Origin of the sequence: Synechococcus sp. CCY 0621 (assembly GCF_019038465.1) — a bacterium.
In the GTDB taxonomy this organism is placed as follows: domain Bacteria; phylum Cyanobacteriota; class Cyanobacteriia; order PCC-6307; family Cyanobiaceae; genus Cyanobium.
This window is the reverse complement of sequence record NZ_JAFKRH010000011.1, coordinates 96,046-117,345: the sequence shown is the minus strand read 5'-3', so window position 1 is coordinate 117,345 and position 21,300 is coordinate 96,046. Positions and strand designations below refer to the sequence as shown.

At 68.0% G+C, this 21,300-nt stretch carries 24 protein-coding genes and 1 tRNA gene; 12 read left to right on the top strand and 13 right to left on the bottom strand.

Annotation, left to right across the window (positions count from 1 at the left end):
- Positions 1-3: 3 nt before the first annotated feature.
- From KUG43_RS03715 to KUG43_RS03700, 4 genes are all read left to right on the top strand, one after another.
- Positions 4-279, top strand: a complete 276-nt coding sequence (locus tag KUG43_RS03715; protein WP_353617919.1) for a type II toxin-antitoxin system Phd/YefM family antitoxin — start codon at positions 4-6, stop codon at positions 277-279.
- Positions 276-542: a Txe/YoeB family addiction module toxin gene (locus KUG43_RS03710; protein WP_216906175.1), complete on the top strand. Its 267-nt coding sequence runs from the start codon at positions 276-278 to the stop codon at positions 540-542. Before KUG43_RS03715 ends, KUG43_RS03710 begins: the two co-directional genes overlap by 4 nt.
- Before the next feature lie 3 nt (positions 543-545).
- Positions 546-3,968 (top strand): DEAD/DEAH box helicase family protein, encoded by a 3,423-nt coding sequence (locus KUG43_RS03705; RefSeq protein ID WP_216906172.1) that lies wholly within the window; start codon positions 546-548, stop codon positions 3,966-3,968.
- A 563-nt stretch (positions 3,969-4,531) separates the two neighbouring features.
- A complete protein-coding gene (locus KUG43_RS03700) occupies positions 4,532-6,133 on the top strand; it encodes a B12-binding domain-containing radical SAM protein (RefSeq protein WP_216906169.1) in 1,602 nt (533 codons plus the stop codon).
- Positions 6,134-6,149: 16 nt separating this feature from the next.
- Here the strand turns inward: KUG43_RS03700 and KUG43_RS03695 are convergent, their stop codons facing one another.
- From KUG43_RS03695 to gpmI, 4 genes are read right to left on the bottom strand one after another with little or no spacing between them, the layout of a single operon-like run.
- A complete protein-coding gene (locus tag KUG43_RS03695; RefSeq protein ID WP_216906166.1) occupies positions 6,150-6,350 on the bottom strand; it encodes a hypothetical protein in 201 nt (66 codons plus the stop codon).
- An 18-nt stretch (positions 6,351-6,368) separates the two neighbouring features.
- Positions 6,369-6,872: a peptide-methionine (R)-S-oxide reductase MsrB gene (msrB, locus tag KUG43_RS03690; protein ID WP_216906163.1), complete on the bottom strand. Its 504-nt coding sequence runs from the start codon at positions 6,870-6,872 to the stop codon at positions 6,369-6,371.
- A 5-nt stretch (positions 6,873-6,877) separates the two neighbouring features.
- Entirely contained in the window at positions 6,878-7,108 is a 231-nt protein-coding gene (gene secG, locus KUG43_RS03685) for a preprotein translocase subunit SecG (protein WP_216906160.1), read from the bottom strand.
- Between the two features lie 32 nt (positions 7,109-7,140).
- Positions 7,141-8,709 (bottom strand): 2,3-bisphosphoglycerate-independent phosphoglycerate mutase, encoded by a 1,569-nt coding sequence (gpmI, locus tag KUG43_RS03680; protein WP_216906277.1) that lies wholly within the window; start codon positions 8,707-8,709, stop codon positions 7,141-7,143.
- A 193-nt stretch (positions 8,710-8,902) separates the two neighbouring features.
- On the opposite strand from gpmI, the gene pyrR reads away from it, so the two are divergent.
- Positions 8,903-9,463: a bifunctional pyr operon transcriptional regulator/uracil phosphoribosyltransferase PyrR gene (pyrR, locus tag KUG43_RS03675; protein ID WP_216906157.1), complete on the top strand. Its 561-nt coding sequence runs from the start codon at positions 8,903-8,905 to the stop codon at positions 9,461-9,463.
- A 49-nt stretch (positions 9,464-9,512) separates the two neighbouring features.
- On the opposite strand, the gene KUG43_RS03670 is transcribed toward pyrR, so the two are convergent.
- The 3 genes from KUG43_RS03670 to KUG43_RS03660 all read right to left on the bottom strand — a co-directional run bounded on the left by KUG43_RS03670 (position 9,513) and on the right by KUG43_RS03660 (position 12,252).
- A complete protein-coding gene (locus tag KUG43_RS03670) occupies positions 9,513-9,731 on the bottom strand; it encodes a ferredoxin-thioredoxin reductase variable chain (protein WP_216906276.1) in 219 nt (72 codons plus the stop codon).
- A gap of 31 nt (positions 9,732-9,762) precedes the next feature.
- Positions 9,763-10,599: a hypothetical protein gene (locus KUG43_RS03665; RefSeq protein ID WP_216906154.1), complete on the bottom strand. Its 837-nt coding sequence runs from the start codon at positions 10,597-10,599 to the stop codon at positions 9,763-9,765.
- A 99-nt stretch (positions 10,600-10,698) separates the two neighbouring features.
- A complete protein-coding gene (locus tag KUG43_RS03660) occupies positions 10,699-12,252 on the bottom strand; it encodes an Hsp70 family protein (protein ID WP_216906151.1) in 1,554 nt (517 codons plus the stop codon).
- Positions 12,253-12,371: 119 nt separating this feature from the next.
- On the opposite strand from KUG43_RS03660, the gene KUG43_RS03655 reads away from it, so the two are divergent.
- The 3 genes from KUG43_RS03655 (at position 12,372) to KUG43_RS03645 (ending at position 13,596) form a co-directional block, all read left to right on the top strand.
- Complete coding sequence (locus tag KUG43_RS03655) at positions 12,372-12,599, top strand: DNA-directed RNA polymerase subunit omega (protein WP_216901535.1); 228 nt, start codon at positions 12,372-12,374, stop codon at positions 12,597-12,599.
- Positions 12,600-12,621: 22 nt separating this feature from the next.
- Entirely contained in the window at positions 12,622-13,047 is a 426-nt protein-coding gene (locus KUG43_RS03650) for a DUF1818 family protein (RefSeq protein ID WP_216906148.1), read from the top strand.
- A gap of 294 nt (positions 13,048-13,341) precedes the next feature.
- Positions 13,342-13,596 (top strand): DUF2811 domain-containing protein, encoded by a 255-nt coding sequence (locus KUG43_RS03645; RefSeq protein ID WP_216906145.1) that lies wholly within the window; start codon positions 13,342-13,344, stop codon positions 13,594-13,596.
- A 16-nt stretch (positions 13,597-13,612) separates the two neighbouring features.
- Here the strand turns inward: KUG43_RS03645 and KUG43_RS03640 are convergent, their stop codons facing one another.
- From KUG43_RS03640 to KUG43_RS03620, 5 genes are all read right to left on the bottom strand, one after another.
- Positions 13,613-14,080 (bottom strand): EVE domain-containing protein, encoded by a 468-nt coding sequence (locus KUG43_RS03640; protein ID WP_216906143.1) that lies wholly within the window; start codon positions 14,078-14,080, stop codon positions 13,613-13,615.
- A 12-nt stretch (positions 14,081-14,092) separates the two neighbouring features.
- Positions 14,093-15,499 (bottom strand): UDP-N-acetylmuramoyl-L-alanine--D-glutamate ligase, encoded by a 1,407-nt coding sequence (gene murD / locus KUG43_RS03635; protein WP_353617918.1) that lies wholly within the window; start codon positions 15,497-15,499, stop codon positions 14,093-14,095.
- 97 nt (positions 15,500-15,596) lie between these two features.
- Positions 15,597-15,668: transfer RNA gene (locus KUG43_RS03630), tRNA-Val, on the bottom strand.
- A gap of 166 nt (positions 15,669-15,834) precedes the next feature.
- The gene (locus KUG43_RS03625; protein ID WP_216906140.1) at positions 15,835-16,608 is read right to left on the bottom strand and encodes a photosystem II electron transport protein, Sll1252 family; all 774 of its coding nucleotides are present in this window, start codon (positions 16,606-16,608) and stop codon (positions 15,835-15,837) included.
- A 12-nt stretch (positions 16,609-16,620) separates the two neighbouring features.
- Positions 16,621-17,124, bottom strand: coding sequence for a hypothetical protein (locus tag KUG43_RS03620; protein ID WP_216906137.1), 504 nt, complete (start codon positions 17,122-17,124; stop codon positions 16,621-16,623).
- Between the two features lie 89 nt (positions 17,125-17,213).
- On the opposite strand from KUG43_RS03620, the gene serA reads away from it, so the two are divergent.
- The 4 genes from serA to KUG43_RS03600 all read left to right on the top strand — a co-directional run bounded on the left by serA (position 17,214) and on the right by KUG43_RS03600 (position 20,648).
- Complete coding sequence (gene serA, locus KUG43_RS03615) at positions 17,214-18,800, top strand: phosphoglycerate dehydrogenase (protein WP_216906135.1); 1,587 nt, start codon at positions 17,214-17,216, stop codon at positions 18,798-18,800.
- Positions 18,800-19,744, top strand: a complete 945-nt coding sequence (prmA, locus tag KUG43_RS03610; RefSeq protein WP_216906132.1) for a 50S ribosomal protein L11 methyltransferase — start codon at positions 18,800-18,802, stop codon at positions 19,742-19,744. Before serA ends, prmA begins: the two co-directional genes overlap by 1 nt.
- A gap of 142 nt (positions 19,745-19,886) precedes the next feature.
- Entirely contained in the window at positions 19,887-20,186 is a 300-nt protein-coding gene (locus tag KUG43_RS03605) for a ferredoxin (protein ID WP_094585612.1), read from the top strand.
- A gap of 78 nt (positions 20,187-20,264) precedes the next feature.
- Positions 20,265-20,648 carry a DUF8632 family protein gene (locus tag KUG43_RS03600; protein ID WP_216906271.1) on the top strand — a complete coding sequence of 128 codons (384 nt, stop codon included), beginning with the start codon at positions 20,265-20,267 and terminating at the stop codon, positions 20,646-20,648.
- Between the two features lie 69 nt (positions 20,649-20,717).
- Here the strand turns inward: KUG43_RS03600 and psbV are convergent, their stop codons facing one another.
- Positions 20,718-21,260, bottom strand: a complete 543-nt coding sequence (psbV, locus tag KUG43_RS03595; protein ID WP_216906129.1) for a photosystem II cytochrome c-550 — start codon at positions 21,258-21,260, stop codon at positions 20,718-20,720.
- Positions 21,261-21,300 lie beyond the last annotated feature (40 nt).

The following is a 21,300-nucleotide window of genomic DNA, read 5'->3' as shown; positions in this document are numbered from 1 at the left end:
CCCGTGGCCATCGAGACCACCTACACCGCTGCCCGCGACCAGCTCAAGGCCCTGATGGACAAGGTCGTGGACGATCGCGAGGTGGTGCTGGTCCGGCGCCGGCATGGCGGTGACGTGGCCATGGTGGCGGCCGAGGAGCTGGAGGGGCTTCTGGAAACCGCCCATCTGCTGCGCTCCCCCCGCAATGCCGCCCGCCTGCTCAAGGCCCTGGAGCGCGCCCAGAGCGACAGCCTTCCCCCGCTGCGCCTCGTGGATCTCGAGGCGCAGCTGGAGGCATGAGTCCCCAGCGGCAGGCGGTATGCCATCCGGAGTTTCTGGAGGACCTGCAGCATTGGATCGAAACCGACCGCCGCACGGCCCGCCGCCTGCTGGAGTTGATGAAAGCCGTGCTGCGCGATCCCTTCAGTGGCATCGGCAAACCGGAGCCGCTGAAATACCTGGGCGCGGGGATCTGGTCGCGCCGGATCACCCAGGAGCACCGCTGTGTCTATCTCGTCAAAGCTGACCGGGTGGAGTTCCTCCAGGGCCGCTATCACTACTAGCCCATGAGTTCCCAGTACGCCCTGATCGCCGAGCCGTGGCCGGAGCTCCTGGAAGAGGCCGTGCGGGTGGAGCACTTCGCCCTGGGCGATCCCCGTACCGCCTGCTTCTACGCCCGCCGCACCATCGAGCTGCTGGTGGAGTGGGTCTACGCCAACGACAGCCAGCTTAATCGGCCCTGGGGGGAGCCCTCCCTCTCCCAGCTGATCCATGTCTCCGATTTCCGCCAGCTCGTCGGGCCCCAGCTGCTGAGCCGCTTCAAACTGCTCAAAGACCTCGGCAACGAGGCCGTTCATCGAGCCCAACCGATACCCCCCAAGAGTGCAGTCCTGGCGGCGGTGGAGTTGTTCCAGGTGTTGCGGTGGCTGGCCCTCACCTATGGCCCCAACCCCAACGCCATCCGGGGCCTTCGTTTCGACAAGGCCCAGCTGCCCGCTTCCGACCCGAACACCGCCCAGCAGGCCCAGACCCGTGAGCAACTGGAGGTTCTCGCCAACCAGCTGGCGGAACGCGACCAGCAACTGCGGGAGGCCAGGGAGGCGACCGCCGCATCCCGCGAAGAAGTGGAACGGTTGCGCCAGCAGATCACGGCCCTGCGCAAGGCCAACCAGGCCGCCGCCCAACCAGAGGCCGATCTCACCGAGTTCGACACCCGCCGCCTCTACATCGACCACTACCTCGAGGAAGTGGGCTGGCGGCTGGGGGAGGGCCGCTCCGACGAGGTGCCCGTCAGCCGCATGCCGAATCAGACCGGAGAAGGGTTCGTTGACTACGTGCTCTGGGGCGACGACGGCAAACCCCTGGCCCTGGTGGAGGCCAAGCGCAGCAGCAAAGATCCGGTGCTCGGCCAGCAACAGGCCAAGCTCTACGCCGACGCCCTGGAAGCCCAATACGGCCAGCGGCCCCTGATCTTCCTCTCCAATGGCTACCGCCATCGCCTCTGGGACGACAGCCGTTATCCGCCCCGAGAGGTGCAGGGCTTCTATCGAAAGGCCGAGCTGGAAACCCTGATCCGCCGCCGGACCCAGCGCCAGAGCCTGGCCTCGGCCACGGTGAATCCCGAAATCGTGGAGCGCTACTACCAGCAGCGGGCCATCCGGGCGATCAGCGAATCCTTCGAGCGCGGCCGGCGCAAGGTCCTGCTCGTGATGGCCACCGGCACCGGCAAGACCCGCACCGTGATCGCCCTGGCCGATCTGCTGATCCGCTGCAACTGGGTGAAGCGGGTGCTGTTCCTTGCCGATCGCAAGGCCCTGGTGCTCCAGGCCGAGCGGGCCTTCCGCCGCTTTCTGCCGGACTGTTCACCGGTGAACCTGGTCACCAACCGCGGCGGAGAAGGGCGGGTGTTCCTCTCCACCTACCCCACGATGATGAACCTCATCGATGAGGAGGACAGCCGCGGCGAGAAGCGCTTCGGTGTCGGCCACTTCGATCTGGTGGTGGTGGATGAGGCCCACCGCAGCATCTATCAGAAATATGGCGCCATCTTTGCCTACTTCGATTCCCTACTCTGCGGGCTTACCGCCACGCCCCGTGACGAGATCGACCGCAACACCTACGACCTCTTCGGCCTCGAGGTGGGCCTCCCCACCGATGAATACGGCCTCGATCAGGCCGTGGACGATCGCTATCTCGTGAACCTCCGGCCCGTCACGGTTCCGCTGCGGTTTCCCCGCGAAGGCATCCGCTACGCCGACCTCAGCGAGGAGGAACAATCCCAGTGGGATCTGCTCGAATGGGAGGAGGGCGCCCTGGGCGCCCAGCAGATCGAATCCGGCGCAGTCAACGCCTGGTTGTTCAACACCGACACCGTCGATAAAGCCCTGAAGGTATTGATGACCCAGGGCATGGTGGGCCAGGACGGTGATCGCATCGGCAAGACCATCCTGTTTGCCCGCAACCACGACCACGCCATTTTCATTCAAGACCGGTTCGACCACCACTACCCCCACCTCGCTGGAAAGGTCGCCCGCGTGATCGACAACCGCACGAGCTATGCCCAGAATCTGATCGACGAATTCGCCGATCCTGGCAGTGATCTCGCCATCGCCATCTCGGTCGACATGCTGGACACCGGCATCGACATCCCGGAGATCGTCAACCTGATGTTCTTCAAGCCGGTGCGATCCCGCACCAAGTTCTGGCAGATGGTGGGGCGTGGCACCCGTCTCTGCCCGGACCTGTTCGGGCCAGGCCAGCACAAGCAGTTCTTCTGGATCTTTGATTGCTGCCAGAACCTCGAATTCTTCCTCGGTGAAGGAGGCGCGCAAGGCACCGCAGCGCCCGAATCCATCAGCACCAAGATCTTCCGCGCTCGCCTGGCCCTGATCGAATCCCTTGATCAACAGGCTACCCAGGGCCATGAGGCACTTCCGGTGGACCTTCTCTCCCACCGCACGGAACTGGCGAACAAGCTCAGAAGCCATGTGGCCGCCTGCCCCAGCGACAACTTCCTGGTGCGTCCCCATCTGGATGTGGTGGAACGCTTCAGCCAACCGAACGCCTGGGGGCAGCTGAGCGGCGACGACCACGTCACTCTTTCCGCCACGCTGGCGCCTCTACCCTCCGCTCTGGCTGAACAGGAAGGCGACACCGATGCCGATGCACGGCGTTTCGATCTGATCGTGTACAAGCTTCAGCTGGCGCTGCTGGAAGGACATCCGCGCTTCGCCAAGCTCCAGGAACAGGTGCGCACCATCGCGGCGCTGCTTGAGGAACGCCACACCATCCCGATGGTGGCCGCCGAGATGGGCCTGATCCAGGATCTGTTGCTGGATGAATGGTGGCAGGATCTGACCCTGCCGATGCTCGAAGAGGTGCGGCGCAGACTACGGGGCTTGGTCGGCCTGATCGAGCGACAATCTCGCAGCCCGATCTACGTCAATTTCACCGATGAACTCGGTGATTTGCGCGAACACGACCCCACACCCCTGATCAGCCGTGACGAATTCCGCCAGTTCCGCCTGCGGACACGGGATTTTCTCAACGCCCATCAGGATCACCTCACCATGCAACGGCTGCGCCGCAACCAACCCCTCACCGCCGACGACCTGAGCGAGCTGCAACGCTTCCTGCTCAGCCATGGCATCGGCAGTGAGAGCGTGATCGCCAGGGCCACCGAAGAATGCAACGGCTTCGGGCTCTTCATCCGTTCCCTGGTGGGCCTTGACCGCAATGCCGCCAAGGAGTTGTTTGCGGAGTTCCTCATTGAAGGCACCCACACCCTCACCCAGATCCAGTTCATCAACGAGATCATCAATGAACTCACCAGCCGCGGTGTGATGGATCCGGCCCGTCTCTACGACCCTCCCTTCACCGATCTGGCCCCCACGGGCCCTGAAGGCCTGTTCTCCGAATCGGACGTGAACCGCATCTGTGACCTGCTGGACGTCATCCGGCAGCGGGCCGAAGCTCCGCTGGCAGCCTGAGGCAGCTTCCACCTGGTGGCACTTGCGGAGAGCCACCACCTCAGCCTTCGTGTCCGACGCAGCTCTGCTCACCCTTCTGGCAATTGATACCGGAGAGCAGCACCATTTCCTGCTGCCGGAATCGGCAACGCCAGAGCGGTTGGAGCCATGGCTGCTTCGATCCGTTCAGGAGATCAATCCGGAAAGCAGGCCAACCTCCCTCGAGGACCTGAGGCAAGGCCTGCTGCATGGGGGCGGAAAGCCTCTGGGAAGCATCGAGGATGGCCGCGCCCTGCGGCGGTATCTCCTCACCCTCCATCAGGAACGCAGCAGACTTCTCCTCTCATCTTGGTCTCGCCCCGATGCCTGCAGCCCTTGGCAGAGGAGGTGGCTCCCAAGAGCACTCCCTATCGATGGCTGATTATCCGAGCGCATGAAGTTAAAAGAATGCGGCGCTGATGCATCAGCAGCAAGACCAGAGAAAGAATTGTTTCATCGCTATGGCCTCAGCGGATAGCTCTCTACGTTGACCATCTAGCCCCAGATGTTCAGCCAACTTTTGTAGCTGATCTGCTGCAGATTTAATGAACGCCCTCCTGCTCTATCCCCACTTCCCGAAAACCTTCTGGTCGTTCGACCGTCTCCTGGAGATGGCCGGCGTGAAGGCCTTCATCCCGCCGCTGGGCATCCTCACGGTGGCCTCCCTGCTGCCGCCGCACTGGAATCTGCGCTTCCACGACAGGAACGTGGCCGAGGAGCCGGAGGACGACTGGCAGTGGTGCGACCTGGTGATTGTCTCGGCGATGCTCGTGCAACGGGAGGATTTCCACCATCTGATCCGCAAAGCGGTGACGATGGGCAAGAAGGTGGCGGTCGGTGGCCCCTATCCCACCTCGCTGCCGGAGCATGCGCTGCAATCCGGAGCCCACTACCTGATCCTGGATGAGGGGGAACTCACGGTGCCCGCTTTCCTGGAGGCCCTCCAGCAAGGCGCACCCACAGGGGTGTTCCGGGCCACGGAGAAGCCCGATGTCAGCCTCAGCCCCAGGCCCCGCTACGACCTGCTGCAGCGGGACGACTATCTGATGATGGCGGTGCAGTTCTCCCGCGGCTGTCCCTTCAACTGCGAGTTCTGCGACATCATCAACCTCTACGGCCGCAAGCCACGGACCAAGCAGAACCACCAGCTGCTGGGGGAACTTCAGACCCTCTACGACCTGGGCTGGCGCGGATCCATCTTCATGGTGGATGATAACTTCATCGGCAATCAGCACAACGTCAAGCATCTGCTCCGCGACCTCATTCCCTGGATGCAGGAGCATCGCTACCCCTTCAACTTCCTCACTGAAGCCTCTGTGAATCTTGCCGAGCAGCCCGACCTGCTCAAGCTGATGGCCCAGGCCGGCTTCTTCGGGGTCTTCCTGGGCATTGAGACCCCCGACCAGGACAGTCTCGCGGTCACCCGCAAACAGCAGAACACCCGCCATCCCCTTGTGGAGGCCTGCCAGACGATCAACTCGGCGGGGTTGGTCATCTACGCCGGGTTCATTCTCGGCTTTGACGGGGAACGAACAGGGGCCGGAGAGCGCATCGAGGCGTTCGTCGCTGAAACAGCCATTCCCCAGCCGATGCTGGGGATTCTCCAGGCCCTGCCGAACACGGCCCTGTGGACCCGGCTGGAGCAGGAAGGGCGGCTGCTGCCGGAGGCCGATATCCTCTGCGGCGACCAGAACACCTTGATGAATTTCGTACCCACCCGGCCGCTCCAGGAGATCGGCCGCGAGTATGTCCAGGCCTTCTGGCGGATGTACGAACCGACCACCTATCTGGAGCGCTGCCTGCGCCACTGCCTCGCCATCACGCCCAATCCCCACTGCTCCCAGCAGATGCATGTGCCCCTGGTCCGGGCGGTGCGGCTACTGGCTCTGCTGATCTGGTACCAGGGCCTGCGCCGCCCTGGGCTGCGCCGCCAGTTCTGGTTGCAACTGCTGCAGATGGCGCGACAACAACCACGACTGCTGGCCCTCTACCTGGGCCTCTGCGCCGCCGGCGAGCACTTCTTCGAGTACCGCCAGCTGGCCCGGGAGCGCATCGGCGACCAGCTGGGCCAGGATCCCCTCCTGGTGCCATCCCCACCAGCGCCGGACGTCAGCGCCAGGGAAGCCGTTCTGGTGGGGGTGGACTGACCACGTCGCCTGGGGCTCAGCGCCCCAGCAGCACCCGCAGCAGGCTCAGGCCGATCAGCAGCCCCACGCCGATGTTCCAGAGCATGGCGTCGCGAGCGGAGAAGGCGGCCAGCCAGGCGGGCAGGTGGCCGCGGCGCTGCTCCAGCAGCAGGGTGAAGCCCAGCAGCAACAGCAGCGGAACCGCCAGGGCAATCAGCAGCGCAGGCAACGGGGCCATGGTGGGGGCGGCGGGGCCTCAGCTCCCCGGCACGAAGGCCAGGGCCACGCCGTTGTTGCAGTAGCGCTTGCCCGTGGGCTTGGGTCCGTCGTCGAACACGTGGCCCTGGTGGCCGCCGCAGCGGCGGCAATGGTATTCGGTGCGCGGCAGGATCAGCTTGAAGTCGGTCTTGGTGACCACCGCCTTGGGCAGGGGTTGCCAGAAGCTGGGCCAGCCGGTGCCGGAGTCGAACTTGGTGCTCGAGGCGAACAGGGGCAGGCGGCAGCCGGCACAGACGTAGGTGCCGCTGCGCTTCTCCTTGTTGAGCGGGCTGCTGAAGGGGCGCTCGGTGCCCTCTTGGCGCAGCACCGCATAGGCCGCCGGGCTGAGACGTTTCTTCCATTCCGCAGGGCTCAACTGCCAGGCGGGATCGGTGGCCTTCGCCGCCGCCAGGGCTTTGGAGGCCGGCAGGAAGGGCAACAACCCCGCCAGGGGTGCCCCCACCCGGGCCAGCAACGTGGACAGGAAACTGCGGCGTTCCATCCGGCTCAGCCCAGCCAGCCGGCGCTCAGCACCACGGCCAGCCCCAGGAACAGGGACAGCAGGGTCCAGGTGATGCGGTTGAGGGTGTTCTCGGCGCTGCGGGCGCTGCTGAACATCGAGCCGCCGCTGGAGGCCAGGCCCCCCATGCCATCGCCCTTGGGGCTATGGAGCAGCACGGAGATGATCAGCAGGGCGCCGCTGAGCATCCAGAGGGAGGAGACGATGTTCTTGACCATTGGGCCAGACTAACCGTCCCCGATGCGGACCTTCAGGCGCCGAGGGTCTGGGGGATCCGGGCGGTGGGGGCGGTGGCCGGCACCACCAGGGAGGTGCCCGTCATACGGGCCGGTTTGGGCAGACCCAGGATCTCCAGCAGGGTGGGGGCGATGTCGGCCAGGCCGCCGTGCTCCCGCAGGCTGACGTCGTTGCCATGGCCGGGGAGCTTGCGCTTTTCACCCTCGACCAGGATCACCGGCACGGGGTTGGTGGTGTGGGCGGTCCAGGGGAGTCCATCGGGGCCCTGCATGACTTCGGCATTGCCGTGGTCGGCGGTGATCAGCAGGGTGCCGCCCATGCGGGTGGTGGCCTCCACCAGTCGGCCCACGCAGCGATCGACCATGGCGATGGCTTCGGTGGCGGCCTCCATCTGGCCGGTGTGGCCCACCATGTCGGGGTTGGCGTAGTTGATCACCACCAGGGAGTAGATCCCCCGACCGATGGCGGCGATGCAGCTGTCGGTGAGTTTCTCCGCCGACATCGCCGGAGCCTGGTCGTAGGTGGCGACGCGGGGCGAGGGCACCAGGTGGCGGTCTTCGCCGGGGAAGGCCTGCTCGATGCCACCATTCATGAAATAGGTGACGTGGGGGTACTTCTCGGTTTCGGCGGTGCGGAACTGCCGCAGGCCGTGCTCGGAGACCACCTGGCCCAGCAGGCCATCGAGGGACTCGGGGGGGAAGGCCACCTGAACCGGCAGCCCCTGCTCGTACTGGGTGAAGGTGACGACATCCAGCGGACCGATCCACTGGCGCGGGAAGCCGTCGAAGTCCGGCAGCACCAGGGCACGCATCAGCTGGCGCACCCGGTCGGGACGGAAGTTGAAGCAGACCAGGCCGTCGCCGCTCTCCAGCAGTCCTTCGGCAAGGCGCACCGGCTCAAGGAACTCGTCGGTGATGCCCTCCGCATAGGAGCCCTGCAGCACCTCCGCGGGGGTGAGGGGGCAGATCTCGGACGGCTCGGTGAGCAGCCGGAAGGCCTTCTCCGTGCGCTCCCAGCGCTGGTCGCGGTCCATGGCCCAGTAACGGCCGCAGAGGGTGGCGATCCGACCAACCCCTGCGTCCTCGATCATGGCCTGGATGCGGGCCAGATACCCGGGGCCGCCATGGGGGGCCGAGTCACGGCCGTCGGTGACCACGTGCACCAGCACATCGCTGAGCCCGCGGCCGGCCGCCCAGCGCAGCAGGCCACCGAGATGGTCGATGTGACTGTGGACGCCGCCATCGGAGCAGAGGCCGATCAGGTGCAGGGGGCGGCCGCTGGCCACCAGCGTGTCGCCCAGATTGTTGAGAGCCTGATTGCTGGCGATGGTGCCGCTGCGCACCGCCTGACCGATCCGCACCAGCTCCTGGCGGATGATCCGGCCGGAGCCGATCGTGAGGTGGCCCACCTCGGAATTCCCCATCTGGTGATCCGGCAGGCCCACAGCGGCGCCGCTGGCCTCGATCAGGGTGTGGGGATAGGCCGCCCAGAGGGCATCCATGATCGGCGTGTCCGCCTCCCTGACAGCGTTGTGATCGCTTTCGGGCCGATAGCCCCAGCCATCCAGAATGGCCAGAACCATCGGGGCCACGGGGGCGGCCGTCTCGCTGGAGAGACGATCAGCTCTGCCGCTGGCGGAATGCTTCTGGGAGGGAGCTGCTTTCACCAGCGAGAAAATCTGCACGTTTCTACGCACCGCCAACCTACATCCCCCCTTCCAAAACACCTTGCTGCGACGGAGATGCGTCAGGCTTTGGTTACACGCCAACCGTTGAATGGCCCGACCTCAGGCCGGTACGACCCCAGCCGATCGGCTGGAACTGCTCTCCGCCCAGGACCTGGGACGCACCCTCGACCGGCTCGCCTCCCAGGTCCTGGAGGCCGTGGCCGACAGCCAGGACCTGGTGCTGCTCGGCATCCCCACCCGTGGTGTGGCCCTGGCGCGGGTGCTGGCCGGACGCCTGGAGGCGATCTGCGGCCATCCGATTGCCCACGGCAGCCTGGATCCCACCTTCCACCGCGATGACCTGGAGCGGGTGGGCACCCGGCTGGTGGAGGCCACCCAGTTGCCGGTGCCCGTGGACGGCCGTCAGGTGGTGCTCGTCGATGACGTGATCTTCACCGGCCGCACGGTGCGGGCCGCCCTGGAGGCCTTGCAGGCCTGGGGACGTCCCCGCCGCGTGGGTCTGCTGGTGATGGTGGACCGGGGCCACAGGGAAGTGCCGATCCAGCCGGATTACTGCGGCCGGGTGGTGCCCACCGCCCGCCACGAGACGATCCAGCTCTGCCTCCAGGCCATTGATGGCGAGGAGGGGGTCTACCTGCTGCGCGACTGAAGCGTCCACGGACGCGGCGAGTTCTCCCAGCGGCCTCAGACGGGGACTGTCAGACGGTGGCCAGTTCGTCCTCGCGGAAGTGGGCGCGGAACTTGCCGAAGGCCACCACCACCGGCAGGTTCGGGCTGATGGGGCGTCCCTTCCAGTCGTTGAGGACGTTGAACACCTCTCCCTGCTGCCCTTCCATGTCGAAGGCCTCTCCCCGGTGCTGGGGGTGGTTGTAGATGACCACGCTGCTGCTCACCCTGACCTGATCACCTGGCTGCATGTCCACCGGGACGCTCTGCGCGGCCATCCTGTCATGGGGCTCTGCGCTGGCAGGCGCTTTCGGGACCGGCCTCGACCACCCGGCCGCCCAGCTCCTTGCAGGCCTCCTGGAACGCCTGCCACTCGTCCATGCCGGCGGCGATGCGGCGTTGCACCAGGCCATCCAGCTTCTCGCCGGACACCGTGTGGGGCAGGGAACCGTGGCTGTCGTGCTCCCGGTCCTTGCCCTTGAGCTGGTCGAGGCCCTTCTTCACCTCCTGCCGCAGCGGATCGCTCTGCTGGCGCCACCAGGGGTGGTCGATGCGGTTGAGGCTGTCGAGCGCCTCCCACCAGCGCTTCTGCTTGACCAGCAACGTCGCCCGCTCCAGCTGGGAGCGGTTGCGGTTCCAGATCTCCTGGAGGTCGTCGCCCATGGAACTGCCATCGTCCTTGCGCTCCTCCCCCAGGGGCGTGAGCGCCGCCAGAGCCCCCGGCAGATCACCGGCCTGGAAGCGATTCATCGCCATGGCCCGCAGCTGGCGCTGCCAACGGGAGAGCCGTTCCCGGTCGGCGGGGGTGCCGGCCCTGGAGTTGATCACCTGGCGCTGCAGGCGCAGGGCCTCGCTCCAGTTCTCCTGGCCCCAGAGCTGGTCGGCCTTGGCCCGCAGGCAACGGCCCCGATCGAAGGGGGAGCGGCCGGGCAGCCAGCTGAGGGCGGCCAGCTGCTCGCTGTAGCGCAGGCAATCGTCGAGGCGGCCGCTGGTGGAGGCCTGCTCCAGGCGCACGGGCAGCTGACGCTCCCACCAGTAGCCCAGACCGATGGCCGCAGCGACCGAACCCAGGGTGATGGCCAGCCAGAATCGGGGCAGTCTGTGCCGGCGGAGGGCCAAGGGGGGACAGCGGGGCGGATCTCTCTCCGTTGTATGCAACGGCGGCCACCGGCGCCCGGTCACAGGGGCAGCCTGGTCGGCGTCCACCGTCCCTGGCCGTCAGCGCACCGGGCCGAGGCGCTGGGGCCCCAGACGGCCAGAGCCCGCAGGGGCCTCCAGATCGTCGCTGTCCACCAGCAGCTGAGCCTCGGCATCAATGGAGAACCGCAGCCGCAGCCGGTCGACGCCCCGCTGACCGGGGGAGGCCAGGGGGATGGCCAGCGGCGGCGTGGACCAGGGCCGCACCGGGGCCGCCCCCGCCGGCCGCTCCCGCAGCACAGGCAGCCCCCCCTCAAAGACCACTTCGGCCCGCTCCTCGGGCAGGGGCTCCCCCAGCACCAGCTCCAGCTGGTCCTGGCCATCTCGGCTGCAGGCCAGCACCAGCTCCAGGGGCTGGTCGGTGGGCCAGCTCTGGCCCGCCATGAACAGGGGATGCCAGCGGTGGCAACCGCTGCGCCGGTCCCAGCAGCGCAGGGACACGCCGCGGGCCAGCACGTCCCGCACCCGCACGCCGGGTGTCAGGGCCAGGGCCCCCAGGGCCACGGCCTCCACGGGCCGCTCGCTGCGCAGGGGCACGCCCGGACAGCGGCTCTCCAGCCACTGGCGTATCAGGGGGATCCGGCTGCTGCCCCCCACCGGCAGCACCGCGTCGATGGCGGCCAGGCCCAGTCCTTCGCGGCGGGCCGCCGCCAGCACCGTCTCCAGCAGACCATCGAGCAGCTGCAACAGTCCCCGTTCCTGCAGCAGCCGCTCCAAGGCCGACCGGCTCAGGGTCAGGTCGCGGAAGGATCCCCCCGTCGCCTGGATCTGCCGGGCCTCGGGGGCGTCGCTGAGCTGGCACTTGAGCCGCTCGGCGAGCTGCAGCAGGGCGCCGTCGACGGGGACGTCCGGGCAGAGGTGGGCCGCGATCCAGCGGTCGATGTCCCGACCACCGAGGGCCACACCCGCCTTGCCGATCACCCGGGCACAACGCAGGGTCTGGGTGCTGCGGGTCAGATCCCGGCCCGCGAAGCGCAGCAGCTGGGCGATCGGGGCGGCCCGCCCTTCACCGCCCTCCAGGGCCACCAGCGACAGATCGATGGTGCCACCGCCCATGTCCACCACCAGCACCCGACTGCCGGGGGGGAGGCCGGCACCGATGGCAGCGGCGGTGGGTTCATCCACCAGCGCCAGCTCCGGCACCGCCAGCTCGCCGCTGACCCGCTGCAACCAGGCCCGGTAGCCCCGGTAGGTCTCGATCGGGGCGGTGAGCACCAGCCGTTCCGGCACCAGTTCCGGCGGCAGGGCCCGCCAGAGCCCCTGCAGCAGCAGGGCACCGGCCCGCTCGGCGGTGAGCCAGCCCGGTGATGGGCCCGTCGCCGGGGCGCCGATGTGGCGCTTGAAATCCCGGCAGAGGCCGGGATGGTCGCCATCGGCCAGGGCCGCCTCCAGCACCTGGCGGCCGATCAGGGGCCGTTCGGCCCCAGGGCTCTCCAGCCACAGCAGACTGGGCACCACGCAGGGATCGCCGCAGCTGTACGGGGGCAGGGGCAGCAGCCCGGGGGGTCCCTGGCTGTCCTGCCAGGCCACGACGGTGGTGCTGCTGCCCAGGTCGATGGCGAGGGTGCCGGGCATGGGTCGGAGGGGTGCGGTGTTGGCGCAGGGGCACGGGTGGCCCCCTTCTAGGGCGTGACCAGGGAAGAAGGGCCTACGGGGGGCTGAACTACGCTGTTGAAATTGATGATCAGGTCCGTATGCCAAGCAGCGAACTCAACGCCAAGGAGCTGGCCCAGAGAGGAGAGAGCCTGATCCGGCACTCCAGCAACCGCTACCTGACCACCGTTCGCATCGCTTTTCGGGCCAAGCAACGCCGCTTCGACGATTTCGACGGCCTGCTCGATGACTCCATGATCAAGCCTGTGCAACGGGCCATCGTCGAACTCAGCGACGAGCAGGACCAGCCCGACCTGCTGCCCGGCTGAACCGGGCCCACTCCAAGCCGCTGTGGAGATCTGCGAAGGCCAGGGCTGGCGGCTGGTGGTCGATGCATCGCACACCCCCTACACCGCCCTGATTGGAGGTGAAGGCTGGGCCTGTGAACTGACCGGCGCCGAACTGCTGGCCCTGCAACAGGCCGTCTGTCGGCTTACGGCCCAGCACGGCGCCCTCGCCGGCACCCTGATGGCGGAAGAGGCCATCGAGATGGAACTGGAGTTGCCGATCGGCGATCCCAGCTCCGACGCCGGCGGGTCGCTGTGGCTGGGATTGCGGGGGGATCGCGGCAGCTGGTCGCTGCAACTGGTGCTCACCCCCGAGCCCGGATCACGGGGGATCGAAGGGGGCTGGAATCCTGCCGCCAGTGCGGCGTTTGCCGCGGCCCTGGAGCGCCTGAGACCCGCTGGGCGGGGTGGCGGGGATCAGGATTGTTGATCGTTGGCGGATTCCACAGCCGCCACCCCTGTTTTGCACCATTTCTCCCCAGGGGGCCCGCCTCTGCGGCTGCCCGCTGGCCGCGGCTGGGGAGAAGCGTCACGGGCCGCCGCTCCGGCTTGACAATTCACGGCCGCCGCTGCGGCGGCTGGCTGGCGGGGCCTGCGACAGCCTGAAGTCCCTGCAAGACCTTGTGTCTCAGCCTGGGACCAGGCCGCTCTCGCCGCCGCCGGCGCCGTTTGACGTTCCGCCTTCGGTGTGGAGAAGTGGCTGACGCGCTGCATGGAGTCCGCAATGGCCCGCCTGAGAACCCTGCCATTGGACGGGGCCGAGTCGATGGTGAGCCTGCGGGCGGAGGTGCCCGAACCGCTGCTGGAGGCCATGCGGCAGTTCATCGAGCGCCACCCCAACTGGGACCAGTACCGGCTGTTCCAAGCCGCATTAGCGGGCTTTCTGGTACAGAACGGCATTCGCGACAGGGGGGTGACCCGCTGCTACCTGGCCAACCTGTTTCCGGGCCATCAGGCGTTCTCGGCGCCGGCGGCCTGAGGTGGCCTGGGGCGCCTCAGGCGTCCGGTTCCACCCCCAGCAGGCTGAAGATGCGCGCGGCGCTGGCGTCAGCCACCGGCAGGATCGAGAGGCGGTTGCCCCGGCGCACCACCACCAGATCCTCCACCGAGAAATGCTCCCGCAGGGCATCCAGAGTCAGCATCGCCGGGAAGGTGCTGCGGTAGGCCAGACGGGCACAGTCCCAGCGGGGGGCCTCCGGCTTGGAGGCCGGATCGAAGTATTTGGACGTGGGATCGAACTGGCTGGGATCCACCAGCCCGGTTTCGATCACCTCCATCAGGCCGACAATGCCGGGCGGGTTGACATTGGAGTGGTAGAAAAAGGCGCGATCACCGCTCTGCATGGCGCGCATGAAATTGCGGGCCTGGTAGTTGCGGATCCCGTCCCAGAGGGTGGTGCCCTCCGCCTGCAGGTGCTGGATGCCGTAGACATCCGGCTCGCTTTTCATCAACCACCAGGCCATGGATGTTCGGTCTCAGAGGGACAGCACCAGCCGGCGGAAGTGGTCGCCGCGGGCTTCGAAACTGGTGTACTGATCGAAGCTGGCACAGGCGGGCGACAGCAACACCCCCTGGCAGTCGAGCTCCGTAGCCAGGCTGGCGGCCAGGGGCACCGCAGCCTCCAGATCTTCCACCTGCCGCACCACACCGCCGAAACCGCTGGTGAGCAGAAGGCCGGTGAATTCCTCCCGAGCCGCGCCATAGAGCACCATCGCCGCCGCCCGCTGCTGCAGGCGCTCCAGCCAGGCCTTGGCGTCTCCCTGCTTCGACTGACCACCGGCCAGCACCACCAAGGGGCCTTCCAGGGCCCGCAGGGCCACCTCGGCAGCGTCGTAATTGGTGGCCTTGCTGTCGTTGTACCAGGTGATGCCGTTCTGCTGGCGCAGGCGCTCCAGCCGATGCGGCACACCGGGGAAGCAGCGGCAGGCGGCCTCCATCGCCGCCGGCTCCAGCCCGGCATGGAGCCCCACCGCCACCGCCAGCAGAAGGTTCTGGCGGTTGTGGGCCCCGGGCATCGCCAGGGCGCTGGCGGGGAACAGGGGGCCCTGGCGCCCCTGCACCTGATCGTGCGCATCGATCCAGAGCAGCGGATCGATCCCGGCCGGCAGGGCCTCCCTGGGCCCGGCGGTGATCCAGTCGGCGTGATCCCAGGTGTCCGCATGGCGGCGGATATCGGGGTCGTCGGCATTGAGGATGCGCAGGCGTGACTGCTCCAGCAGGCGCCGCTTGATGGCCCGGTAGGCAGACAGGGTGCCGTGGCGCTCGAGGTGGTCGGGGGTGAGGGTGGTCCAGACGCCGATGGCGGGGGCGACGGCGGGGGCGGCCTCAAGCTGGTAACTGCTCAGTTCGACCACCAGCCAGTCGGGGCGGGGGCCATCCTCCAGACGCCGCTGCAGCACCACCTCGGCGGCGGAGATGCCGACATTGCCGCAGAGCGGCGCATCCTTACCGGCCTGCTCCAGCAGATGGTGCACCAGGCAGGTGACCGTGGTCTTGCCATTGGTGCCGGTGATGCCGATCCAGGGCACATCCCGGCTGGCCTGCCAGGCGGGCACGATCTCCCCCTGCACCTGCACCCCCTGGCGGCGCAGCTGCTCGAGCACCGGGTGGTTCCAGGCGATTCCCGGACTCACCACCACCACGGACGGTGGCAGCGGCAGGGACTGGAACACCTCGACGCTGAGGGGCACCCCCAGGCGCGCCGCGATGGCCTCGCTTTCCAATTCGGCGGCCCGGGCCCGAAGCTCCGGGGAGTCGCCACTTTCAATCACCACCACCGCTTCACCGCGGGCATGGAGCAATCGGGCAGCGCCCAGTCCCGAACGGCCGAGCCCCACCACCACCGTGCAGGACAGGGGTGGAATGGCCTCGGTTGGGCTCACGCTGGCAGGCTCAGATTCAGGATCGGCCGAGGGTAGCAGCGAAGCGCATGCCGAACCGAACCGTGCCCGATTTGAGAGAAATGAATAGAACTGAAGATGGGCGATACTGGAATCGAACCAGTGACTCCTACCGTGTCAAGGTAGTGCTCTACCTCTGAGCTAATCGCCCGTTACCGGGATCACTGAGGTGTTGGGAAAATCGACTGGCATCTCGATGAAGATCGACATGCATGGTTTGTCGTAACTTCGCCAACGGGAAATCCGCTGGTTCCGCTTCTTCCTACGGCTTTTCCTACTCGCCGGCCTTCCCTCCTGTCAACTTGGGGCCCGAGGCCTCAATGGCACTCCATCCGGATCCGGAAGCGCTCCCGCTTGGTGGGATCGATCGCCAGCACCTCCAGTTCCCCCCGCCCCTCCAGCTGCACCCGCGACCCCACCGCCAACGGCTGGCTGGGGCTGCTGACCACGGTCCAGTCGATGCGCACGGCCCCCTGGCGGATCAGGTTGGCCATGCGGTTGCGGGACAGGCCGAAACCGGCGGACGCCAGGGCATCCAGCCGCAGGGAGGCTTCCACCGTGGTCAGCTGGCGGGGCAGCCGCCGGGCCGGCAGTTGCAGCCCGTCGATGGGGCGGGCCTCGAAGCGCACCGGCACCGTGCGCACCAGCCCCTCGCCCCCATCCAGCCTCCCGGCCAGGTCCGCCGTGACGATGGCCTGGGCGCCCCGGTCGCCTCGCAGCCACAGATCGCCCCACTCCGCCGCGCTGGCACCGGAGCGGGCCAGCCCCTCGAGCATGTCGGCGGCGGCGGCGGGATCGAAGAGGAAGTTGCCGCTGATTTCCAGCCCCATCAGGGTGGGAGCCACAGGCTCCTGGCCCGCCCGCACCAGCAGCAGGCAGCGGCGCTCGGCGCCGGGGTGGCCGCCGTCACTGGCGAGGGTCAGCTCGCTGAGGGCACCCAGCCGGTCCTCGGCCTCCTCTCGCACCGCCGCCTCGAGAAAGCCGCTGACCTGGGGCTCCCAGGTGCGCAGGGCCGTCTCCGCGAGGCTGAACAGGGCCCCGAGCTCCTCGGGGTGGCGAGTCCCTTCCAACAGGTCCCGTCGTGGAAGCATGGCGCCAGCGGCTCAGGTGTCGTCCAACCGCACGACCGCCTTCGGTCGTGCCAGCTGGATGGTGGTCCAGGGGATCTCACTGCCGGCGGGGGCCTCCAGCAGCAGCAGCCAGCAGCCCTCGTCGAGCCGGTTGCGCAGGATGCGGATACGGTCGTCCTCCTCGGAGCTGACGCTGGCGGCGGCGGCGAAGCTGCCCATCCAGCCGGAGCCCATGCCCAGCAGGCCACCGATCAGCGGCTCTCCGTAGGCCCCGGCGAAGCTGAACGTGTGCAGATCGGTGATCTGGGTGAAGGTGAGCCCGGCCAGAAAGCCGAAGGGCAGCAGCCAGCGGACCATCGACTGCTGCCGCCGCCGCCGGGCCGTGGCCGGATCGAGCCGCTCCACGTCCGACATGGTCGCCTCGCCGCTGCCGATCGCCAGCACCCGGGTCGGGGCCGGCTGCAGCGCCAGCAAGCGTTCCCGCAACGCCTGCAGACGATCGCGGTCGTCCAGCACCACCACCACACTCAAGGACATGGGCTCGTCTCCGCACCGCTCTCTACACTGCACCTCCGGCCTGCCCCCCTGGGGGCGTACCCCCCGCCCCACGCACCGCTCTGCCGGACATGACGAAGGTTCTGGTCTCTGATCCCATCGACCAGGCGGGGATCGACATCCTCTCCCAGGTTGCCCAGGTGGACGTGCGCACGGGCCTCAGCCCGGAGCAGCTGGTGGGCTGCATCGGCGACTACGACGGCCTGATGATCCGCTCCGGCACCCAGGTGACCGCTGAGGTGATCGAGGCCGCCACCAAGCTGCGCATCATCGGCCGCGCCGGCGTCGGCGTCGACAACGTCGACGTGCCCGCCGCCACCCGGCGCGGCGTGATCGTGGTCAACTCCCCGGAGGGCAACACGATCGCTGCCGCCGAGCATGCCCTGGCGCTGATGCTCTCCCTGTCGCGGCATGTGCCCCACGCCCACGCCAGCACCATGGCCGGCGGCTGGGACCGCAAGACCTACGTGGGCAACGAGCTGTACAAGAAAACCCTGGGCGTGGTGGGCCTCGGCAAGATCGGCTCCCACGTCGCCCGCGTCGCCCGGGCCCTGGGCATGGACGTGGCCGCCTACGACCCCTTCATCTCCGCCGAGCGCGCCGGGCTGCTGCAGGTGCGGCTGCTGCCCCTGCCCCAGCTGTTCGCCGAAGCCGACTACGTCAGCCTGCACCTGCCCCGCACGCCGGACACCGAGAACCTGGTCAACGCGGCGCTGCTGGCCACGATGAAGCCCACCGCCCGGCTGGTGAACTGCGCCCGCGGCGGCATCATCGATGAACAGGCCCTGGCCGACGCCGTCGAGAACCGGGTGATCGCCGGCGCCGCGATCGACGTGTACGCCAAAGAACCCCTGGCGGCCGATTCCCCCCTGCGGCTGGTCAAGGAGCGGCTGATCCTCACTCCCCACCTCGGCGCCTCCACCGAGGAAGCCCAGGAGAACGTGGCGATCGATGTGGCCGAACAGATCCGGGACGTGCTCCTGGGCCTGCCGGCCCGCAGCGCCGTCAACATCCCCGGCCTGACCCCCGAGGTGATGGAGCTGCTCAAGCCCCATCTGCAGCTGGCCGAAACCCTGGGCCTGCTGCTCAGCCAGCTGGCCGGCGGCCAGATCAGCGAGCTGGAGGTGCGCCTGCAGGGCGAATTCGCCTCCCACCCCGCCCAGCCCCTGGTGGTGGCGGCCCTCAAGGGCATCCTCTCGGCCGCTCTGGGCGACAGCATCAATTACGTCAACGCCACCCTGGAGGCCAAGGAACGCGGCATCCACGTGCTCGAGGTGAAGGACGACGCCAGCCGCGACTTCGCCGGCGGTTCGCTCCAGCTCAGCTCCCGCAGCCCCCGGGGCAACCACAGCGTCACCGGCGCGGTGTTCACCGACGGCGAACTGCGCATCACCACCATCGACGAGTTCCCGGTGAACGTGACGCCCAGCCGTCACATGCTCTTCACCCGCCACCGGGACATGCCGGGCATCATCGGCCAGCTGGGCTCCCTGCTCGGCGAGCACAACGTCAACATCGCCTCGATGCAGGTGGGGCGCCGCATCGTGCGCGGAGACGCCGTGATGGTGCTGAGTCTCGACGACCCGATCCCCCCCAGCCTGCTGGCGGTGATCCACGACATCAACGGCATCCAGGCCGCCCATCCGGTCACCCTCTGATGGGCCTGGTCTGGTGGCGGCTGGAGATGGCCGCCCCGGCCGAACTGGAGGAATCCCTGCTCTGGAAGCTTCCGCTCCTGGGGGTGCCTCGGGTGGCCCTGCAGCATCCCCCCGAGGCCCCGGAGCGCCGCCAGTTGCTGGCCTGGCTGCCCGAAAGCGACTGGCCCCCCGACCAGCGGCAGGAGCTGGAGCGGGCCCTGGCCCCCCTGGGGCAACCCTTCAATCTGGCACTGCCGCCGATCCGCTGGCACCGCCAGGCGGATGAAGACTGGAGCCTGAGCTGGAAGAGCCACTGGCGGCCCGATCCGGTGGGGAAGCGGCTGCTGGTGCTGCCGGCCTGGCTGGAGGTGCCGCCCGAGCAGGCCGATCGCCTGGTGATCCGAATCGATCCAGGCAGTGCCTTCGGCACCGGCAGCCATCCCACCACACGCCTCTGCCTGGAGGCGCTCGAAACCCTGGCCGGCGAACGGGAACGCGCCGGCCAGGGGCCGGGCCTGCAGGGCCTGCGGGTGGCCGATCTGGGCTGCGGCAGCGGCATCCTGGGCCTGGCCGCCCTGCGGCTTGGGGCGGCCACCGTGGCGGCCGCCGACTGCGATCCCCTGGCGGAGCGGGCGACCCGCGAGAACGCCGCCCTCAATGGCCTGGACGGCGCCCAGGCGCTGACGGTGACCACCGGGTCGGCGGAGGCCCTCTCGGAGCTGCTGGCGGGGCGCGGCGCCGATCTGTTGCTGTGCAACATCCTGGCGCCGGTGATCGAAGCCCTGATTCCCTGCTTCCCGCAGCTGCTGGGCCCCGGCGGTGTGGGCCTGCTCAGCGGCCTGCTGGTGGATCAGGCCCCAGGCCTGGAGCGGGATCTGCAGGCCGCGGGCTGGCGGGTGGAGCAACGGGTCGAGCAGGACCGCTGGGGCCTGCTGCGGATCCGTTCGGCCTCGGATGTTGCATAAGGCACGCTGATCTGTGTCCTGGCTTTGATTGGCCTTCCCGGCCTGCGAGCCCAAGAACGCCGGGAATGCCCCCTGTCGGATGTAGGAAGGGCGGGTCCTACAGGCCCTGGCTGCCGGGTGTCTGTGAGCTCCAATCTCTTCCATGGCTTCCTACAAGGTCACCCTCGTCAATGAGAGCGAGGGGCTGAACAAGACCATCGAGGTTCCCGACGACCAGTACATCCTCGACGCCGCCGAAGAGCAGGGCATTGACCTGCCCTACTCCTGCCGCGCCGGCGCCTGCTCCACCTGCGCTGGCAAGCTCACCGCCGGCACCGTCGACCAGTCGGACCAAAGCTTCCTCGACGACGACCAGATCGAGGCCGGCTTCGTCCTCACCTGCGTCGCCTACCCCACCTCCGACTGCACCATCAAGACCCACACCGAAGAAGAGCTCTACTGAGCTCCTCGCCGGGCGATTCGCGCGGATCGCCCCTTGAACCCCGTGTTCTTCTCCGCCACCCTCAGGGGTGGCTTTTTCATGTCACTCCAGGTGGACACCGTGCTGGCCTCCGGCAGCGAGCATCCCAGCCCCGGCGGTCAGTACAGCTACCGGGTCCTGGGGCCCTGCTGCCGCCTGTTCGATCGGGAGGAACTGCCCTGGCCCTGCTGCCGGCTGGCCTGGCGCAGCAAGGAGCCCAGCTGGCGCCGCGTCGGCCGCCGCTTCGTGGCCGACCTGGCCGCCCGCCGCTGCCCCTCCTACGCCGTGGAGCTGCTCCAGCCCGGGGCCCGGCCCACCCGCACCGTCATCACCCTCTTCCCCCAGCGGCTGGCCCCTGGCCTGCAGGAGTGGTGGTACAGCAAGCTGCCCGGCTCCCTGGAGGCCGGCAACCTGGCGCCGCCTCCACCCGCACCGGCCCCCTGAGGCGCCGGCGTTCAGCCACAAAAAAACCGGTCAGTCCTGGAGGACTGCCGGCTTGAGGTGGGTGGGGACTCAGAAGTAGATCTTGCCGCCGCCCCACTGGATCCCCTGGACCTTGGGGGCGACCAGGATGTAGCCGGCGATCAGGCGCAGGTCCTCGTCGTCCAGGTCGCGCATCTTCACGAACACATCGCTGCTGCGCAGGCTGGGATGGACGTCGGAGATGCTGTACTCCCCGTCGTAGGAGGTGGGGTCCTTCATGTAGTCGACCAAGGCTTCGACCGAATCGCGGGCTGGGGTGGCCAGGGCGAGGGTCTCGGGATCCAGGCCCACGTTCTGGTTGGTCTTGGTGATGCCGCCGGCATGGCAGGTGCCGCAGCTGTCATTGAAGAGCTTGCGGCCGGTCTTGACCTCCTTCTCGGTGAAGGTCACCAGGGTGCCGTCGGGGGACACCGGCACGGTGAGGTCCTCGGCGCTCCACTGAGCCGCCGCCGCGGGACCCGCGAAGCAGACCAGCAGGGCCAGGGGAAGGATCAGCAGGGTCCGGGCGACGGCACGGACAAGCGAGCGGCGGATGGCTGAAAGGGGGGCGGCTGAGAGAAAGAGGGGGGCCATGGAAGAAGCCGGCGAAATGGCGGTGGGACCGCAACTGAGA

What these genes read in the sequence shown, in the direction of transcription:
- KUG43_RS03645 (WP_216906145.1), top strand. Translation starts at nt 13,342, where the DNA reads ATGGCCCGCCTGAGAACCCTGCCATTGGACGGGGCCGAGTCGATGGTG.
- KUG43_RS03705 (WP_216906172.1), top strand. Translation starts at nt 546, where the DNA reads ATGAGTTCCCAGTACGCCCTGATCGCCGAGCCGTGGCCGGAGCTCCTG.
- KUG43_RS03625 (WP_216906140.1), bottom strand. Translation starts at nt 16,608, where the DNA reads ATGCTTCCACGACGGGACCTGTTGGAAGGGACTCGCCACCCCGAGGAG.
- KUG43_RS03605 (WP_094585612.1), top strand. Translation starts at nt 19,887, where the DNA reads ATGGCTTCCTACAAGGTCACCCTCGTCAATGAGAGCGAGGGGCTGAAC.
- KUG43_RS03640 (WP_216906143.1), bottom strand. Translation starts at nt 14,080, where the DNA reads ATGGCCTGGTGGTTGATGAAAAGCGAGCCGGATGTCTACGGCATCCAG.
- KUG43_RS03655 (WP_216901535.1), top strand. Translation starts at nt 12,372, where the DNA reads ATGCCAAGCAGCGAACTCAACGCCAAGGAGCTGGCCCAGAGAGGAGAG.
- prmA (WP_216906132.1), top strand. Translation starts at nt 18,800, where the DNA reads ATGGGCCTGGTCTGGTGGCGGCTGGAGATGGCCGCCCCGGCCGAACTG.
- KUG43_RS03660 (WP_216906151.1), bottom strand. Translation starts at nt 12,252, where the DNA reads ATGCCCGGCACCCTCGCCATCGACCTGGGCAGCAGCACCACCGTCGTG.
- KUG43_RS03700 (WP_216906169.1), top strand. Translation starts at nt 4,532, where the DNA reads ATGAACGCCCTCCTGCTCTATCCCCACTTCCCGAAAACCTTCTGGTCG.
- msrB (WP_216906163.1), bottom strand. Translation starts at nt 6,872, where the DNA reads ATGGAACGCCGCAGTTTCCTGTCCACGTTGCTGGCCCGGGTGGGGGCA.
- serA (WP_216906135.1), top strand. Translation starts at nt 17,214, where the DNA reads ATGACGAAGGTTCTGGTCTCTGATCCCATCGACCAGGCGGGGATCGAC.
- KUG43_RS03710 (WP_216906175.1), top strand. Translation starts at nt 276, where the DNA reads ATGAGTCCCCAGCGGCAGGCGGTATGCCATCCGGAGTTTCTGGAGGAC.
- KUG43_RS03670 (WP_216906276.1), bottom strand. Translation starts at nt 9,731, where the DNA reads ATGCAGCCAGGTGATCAGGTCAGGGTGAGCAGCAGCGTGGTCATCTAC.
- pyrR (WP_216906157.1), top strand. Translation starts at nt 8,903, where the DNA reads ATGGCCCGACCTCAGGCCGGTACGACCCCAGCCGATCGGCTGGAACTG.
- psbV (WP_216906129.1), bottom strand. Translation starts at nt 21,260, where the DNA reads ATGGCCCCCCTCTTTCTCTCAGCCGCCCCCCTTTCAGCCATCCGCCGC.
- KUG43_RS03600 (WP_216906271.1), top strand. Translation starts at nt 20,265, where the DNA reads ATGTCACTCCAGGTGGACACCGTGCTGGCCTCCGGCAGCGAGCATCCC.
- KUG43_RS03695 (WP_216906166.1), bottom strand. Translation starts at nt 6,350, where the DNA reads ATGGCCCCGTTGCCTGCGCTGCTGATTGCCCTGGCGGTTCCGCTGCTG.
- KUG43_RS03620 (WP_216906137.1), bottom strand. Translation starts at nt 17,124, where the DNA reads ATGTCCTTGAGTGTGGTGGTGGTGCTGGACGACCGCGATCGTCTGCAG.
- secG (WP_216906160.1), bottom strand. Translation starts at nt 7,108, where the DNA reads ATGGTCAAGAACATCGTCTCCTCCCTCTGGATGCTCAGCGGCGCCCTG.
- gpmI (WP_216906277.1), bottom strand. Translation starts at nt 8,709, where the DNA reads ATGGTTCTGGCCATTCTGGATGGCTGGGGCTATCGGCCCGAAAGCGAT.